The sequence below is a fragment of the Arsukibacterium sp. genome (assembly GCF_036735525.1).
Classification (GTDB): Bacteria; Pseudomonadota; Gammaproteobacteria; order Enterobacterales; family Alteromonadaceae; genus Alishewanella.
The window spans coordinates 1-4,878 of the sequence record NZ_DAINOE010000131.1; the positions used below are offsets into that span (position 1 = coordinate 1).

The following is a 4,878-nucleotide window of genomic DNA, read 5'->3' on the forward strand; positions in this document are numbered from 1 at the left end:
ACAGCAGCAGAAATACCCACTACCGTTAAGGTTGTTACAGTAAAACCACCAATAGAAGCCACAGTACTGCTCGCTTGAGCAGTTGGTGCAGTTTGTGCATTAACACCGGCAGACAATGCCAGAGCCATGGCCGCAATAACTAATTTTTTCATACATTCCCTCAAAGTAAATAAAATATCCAATTAGGCGTAAGCATAAACTAAAGCCCCGACTTACTCAACCTAAAAATTAACCAAAAGCCCATTTTATAAGGCCCGCTAGCCTGGCAAGCCGCCTTAGGCACCAACGACCTTATGATCTTTCAACTGAGCCGCCACAGCATCAGATACTGCAACTGATGTTATTGACGCTGATACGGCTGCCCCCCCAGCTTCTACTGTTTTCGTCCGCAGTGGCACCGGCGGCACCGCCAGTGCCGGGTTAGCCTGCACATCACAGGCCGCCCGCACCACTAAGTCACTGGTGGCGCAGCTATAATTAAACTCTGTTGGCGCCGAGCGGATCAGCTCTATAATCTGCTCTACGGCAAAATCATCGCAGGCAATGTCCAGCTGCTGTAATAATTGCTGCATATCATGCCAGCTTAAGCAGGCTTCATCGGCGGCCATAATACGGCTGTGTTGTGTTTTTCGCACATTATCGCCAATCAACAGCTCTTCATACAACTTTTCACCCGGGCGCAGGCCGCTGAATTTCAGCTCAATATCACCATTTGGGTGTACCGCATCTTTCACTTCCAGCCCCATCAGGTGGATCATACGGCGGGCTAAATCGGCTATTTTTACCGGCTCCCCCATATCCAGTACAAACACATCACCGCCCTTACCCATGGCGCCAGCCTGGATCACCAGCTGCGCGGCTTCGGGTATGGTCATAAAATAGCGAATAATATCTTTGTGCGTTACGGTTACCGGGCCACCCTTGCGAATTTGTTCACGAAACAGCGGCACCACAGAGCCAGACGAGCCCAACACATTACCAAAACGCACCATACAAAAACGGGTGTGATGGCTGCGCTGCGCTAAAGCCTGCAGCACCAGTTCAGCCAGGCGTTTTGAGGCGCCCATTACATTGGTCGGCCGCACTGCTTTGTCGGTAGAAATCAGTACAAAGGTTTCGACATTAGCCTTGATGGCTGCTTCAGCCGTGTACCAGGTACCAAATACATTATTGCGCACGCCCTCAACCACATTATACTCTACCAGGGGTACATGCTTATAAGCGGCTGCATGGTACACGGTTTGCACCGCAAAGGCCTGCATTACACTTTGTAGCCGGGTTTGCCGCTGCACAGTACCCATAACCGGTACAAGCTCAATCTCTAATTTGTCTCTTTGGATAAGCTCGGCCAACTCCTGCTCTATCGCATAAAGGCCATATTCCGACAACTCAAACAACACCAGGGTTTTGGGCTCATATTTAATTATTTGCCGGCATAATTCCGAGCCAATAGAACCGCCCGCCCCTGTTACCATAACAACCTTGTGACGGATATTGGCATGCATCAGCTTTAAATTGGGAGCTACCGCATCACGGCCCAGTAAGTCTTCAATTTTTACGTCCTGCAACTCGTCAATACGCATACTGCCATCAACAATATCGCTCATACCCGGTATTGTTTGTACCGGTATAGGCAACTCTTCCAGTGCATCTAACACTTCACGCCGGCGTGAACGGCTGGCCGAGGGCAAGGCCAGTAAAATACGGCCGACATTTTTAAGCTTTAATAAGCTAGTGATCTGAGATGGGCTGCCTACCGGAATGCCCAAAATGGTAGAGCGATGCAAAGTAGTATCATCGTCAATAAACATCACCGGATGATACTGCTCACCATTCAATAATGCCTGGGCTAGCTGACGGCCAGACGAACCGGCACCATAAATCAATACCCGTTCTTTATGGCCATTATTACGCTGTATTAAAAACATTCGGGCCAGTAAACGCACACCGCCCGAGGTCACCAGTGCCAACAGAGCATAAACAAAAATCAGGTTACCTTTGTCATGCACACCTAAAAAGGCAAACAATAAGGCTAATACAAAGGCACTGCTTACAATGCCGCTAAGTACCGCCCCCAATGCATGCTGGCCAATATAGCGGATCACCGCGCGATACAAACCCAGCTTGGTAAAAATAAACAGGGTAATGGGCAGGGTTACCGCAAATGATATGGCCACTTCTGGCACATTGGCATTATTACCATTTTGGGTTAACAGGTAAGCGGCCATCAGTGAAGTAACTAAAAACACACTATCAGCGCATACTGAAATAATCCGTTTTACCGAGCGCGGTAAGCCAAGCAACATGGCCAGCATTTATCTCTCCAACAAAGCAAATTTAACTACAGGCATTAACACTAAATGCTAAAACGCAAATTATAGCAGCATTTAGCGCTTGCCACCCAGCATTAACGTCATGCCAGGTGATAAAAATTAACTACATAAGGAACAACTTATGCTGTTTTATTAACTAACAAACGCAACCAGGCGTTAAAATCCGGACCTAAGCTGGCATCACGTAAGCCATATTCCACAAAGGCCTGCATATACCCTAATTTATTGCCGCAGTCATGGCTGCGACCAATAATATGGTAAGCATTCACCGGCTGCTGCTGCATTAACAAGGCAATGGCATCGGTTAACTGCACTTCGTCACCCGCGCCCATAGGCGTTCTTTGTAAGCAAGGCCAAATATGCTCAGAAAATACATAACGGCCCACCACCGCTAAATTAGACGGTGCATCTGCCACAGCCGGTTTCTCGATAATACCCGTCATTTTTACTGACTCGGCCGCGGCCAGGTTATGCCCTTCAACATCCACCACACCATAGTTACTGACATTATGCATCGGCACCGGCTCCACCATAACCTGGCTAACGGCCGACGCATCAAAAATGGCTAGCATTTGTGCCAGGCTTTGCTTAGTGAGATCGCTGTCATAACTGTCTATCAGCACATCTGGCAGTAACACCGCAAAAGGCGCATGACCAATTAACGGTAATGCACATAACACTGCATGGCCTAAACCTTTGGCCTGTCCTTGTCGCACATGCATAATAGTGACATCTTTAGGGCAAATGGCTTGTACTTCATCTAATAACTGGCGCTTCACGCGTTTTTCCAGCATAGATTCCAGCTCGAAACTCTTATCAAAATGGTTTTCAATAGAGTTTTTTGACGAATGGGTTACCAGCACAATTTCTTTAATACCAGCGGCGATACACTCCTGTACCACATACTGAATTAACGGCTTATCCACTACCGGCAGCATTTCTTTAGGTATGGCTTTGGTCGCCGGCAACATACGCGTGCCCAACCCCGCCACCGGAATCACCGCCTTGCGTACTGTATTTTTTTTCATGGTCTTCCTTATTTTTCAAAAGTGACTCGCAGCTGCGAATCCTCTCCATTTAATCACTCCCAAACAAATCCCGGGTATAGACTTTATCTGTCACATCACTGAGTACGTCACTTTGCCGGTTGGCCACAATAACATCGGATATCGCTTTAAACTCCGCCAAATCACGAATCACCCGGCTGTGATAAAAGTCATCCTGCTTCAGCTCTGGCTCAAACACCACTACCTCAATGCCTTTAGCTTTAATGCGCTTCATAATCCCCTGAATCGCCGATGCCCGAAAATTATCAGAGCCGCTTTTCATTACCAGCCGGTACACGCCCACTATTTTGGGCTTACGCTTAATAATGGCTTCAGCGATAAAGTCTTTGCGGGTGCGATTGGCCTCTACGATGGCCTGAATAATGTTATTCGGCACATCTTTGTAATTGGCCAGTAACTGCTTGGTATCTTTGGGCAGGCAGTAGCCGCCATAGCCAAAGCTGGGGTTGTTGTAATGGTTGCCAATGCGCGGGTCTAAGCCGACACCTTCAATAATTTGCCGGGAATTTAAGCCATGGCTTTCAGCATAACTGTCCAGCTCATTAAAATAGGCTACGCGCAGTGCCAGGTAAGTATTACTAAATAACTTTATGGCTTCAGCTTCTGTACTATCGGTAAACAGCACAGGTACGCCCTGCTTAATGGCACCTTGTTGTAACAACGCAGCAAACTGCTCTGCTCGCGGGCTTTGCTCACCAACGATAATGCGGCTGGGGTATAGGTTGTCGTATAAGGCACGGCCTTCGCGCAAAAACTCCGGCGAGAAGATCAGGTTATCGCTGCCAAATTTTTCGCGGGCGCTTTGGGTGTAGCCCACCGGCACCGTCGATTTAATTACCATCACTGCCCTGGGGTTAATGGCTATCACCTCTTTGATTACCGACTCCACACTTTGCGTATTAAAGTAGTTGGTTTCAGGGTCATAATCGGTAGGCGTGGCAATAATCACATAGTCTGCATTGGCATAAGCTTGTTGCTTATCCAGAGTTGCGGTGAAATCGAGCGCTTTATTCGCTAAAAAATCACTAATTTCTTTATCTTCAATTGGTGATTGCTTGTTATTTAACAGCGCCACTTTTTCCGGCAGTATATCCACTGCTACCACAACACTATGCTGAGCTAACAACATGGCATTAGATAATCCGACGTAGCCGGTGCCGGCAATGGCAATTTTTATTTTTTCCTGTGAACTAATACTCATTGTACCCTCTTCGCTATCATCTGAAATCACCCGGCCTTGAGTTTTCAAAGTAGTTATCAACTTACAGAACTAGAAAACCCTATTATCTCGGAATTCCTTATTAACAATATTACAGACATGGGATCTAACCGAATGTTCAAAATATCACCAATGACGATGCTTAAATAAATTAAAACATGCTACAAAAACAATATTAGCCCCAAGAAAAAATTTGGCACTTTTCAAACATCATTAAATAATTTCTTAACGTCTTTAATAAATGCTTTTTTATCAAAAT

At 46.6% G+C, this 4,878-nt stretch carries 3 protein-coding genes; all 3 read right to left on the minus strand.

Annotated elements, in window-relative coordinates:
• Positions 1 to 275 precede the first annotated feature (275 nt).
• Complete coding sequence (locus tag V7D78_RS15940; RefSeq protein ID WP_333609445.1) at positions 276 to 2,315, minus strand: nucleoside-diphosphate sugar epimerase/dehydratase; 2,040 nt, start codon at positions 2,313 to 2,315, stop codon at positions 276 to 278.
• A gap of 137 nt (positions 2,316 to 2,452) precedes the next feature.
• On the minus strand, positions 2,453 to 3,361 hold the full coding sequence (gene galU, locus V7D78_RS15945; RefSeq protein ID WP_333609446.1) for a UTP--glucose-1-phosphate uridylyltransferase GalU: 909 nt from the start codon (positions 3,359 to 3,361) through the stop codon (positions 2,453 to 2,455).
• 49 nt (positions 3,362 to 3,410) lie between these two features.
• Entirely contained in the window at positions 3,411 to 4,577 is a 1,167-nt protein-coding gene (locus V7D78_RS15950) for a nucleotide sugar dehydrogenase (protein WP_333609447.1), read from the minus strand.
• Between the last annotated feature and the right edge of the window lie 301 nt (positions 4,578 to 4,878).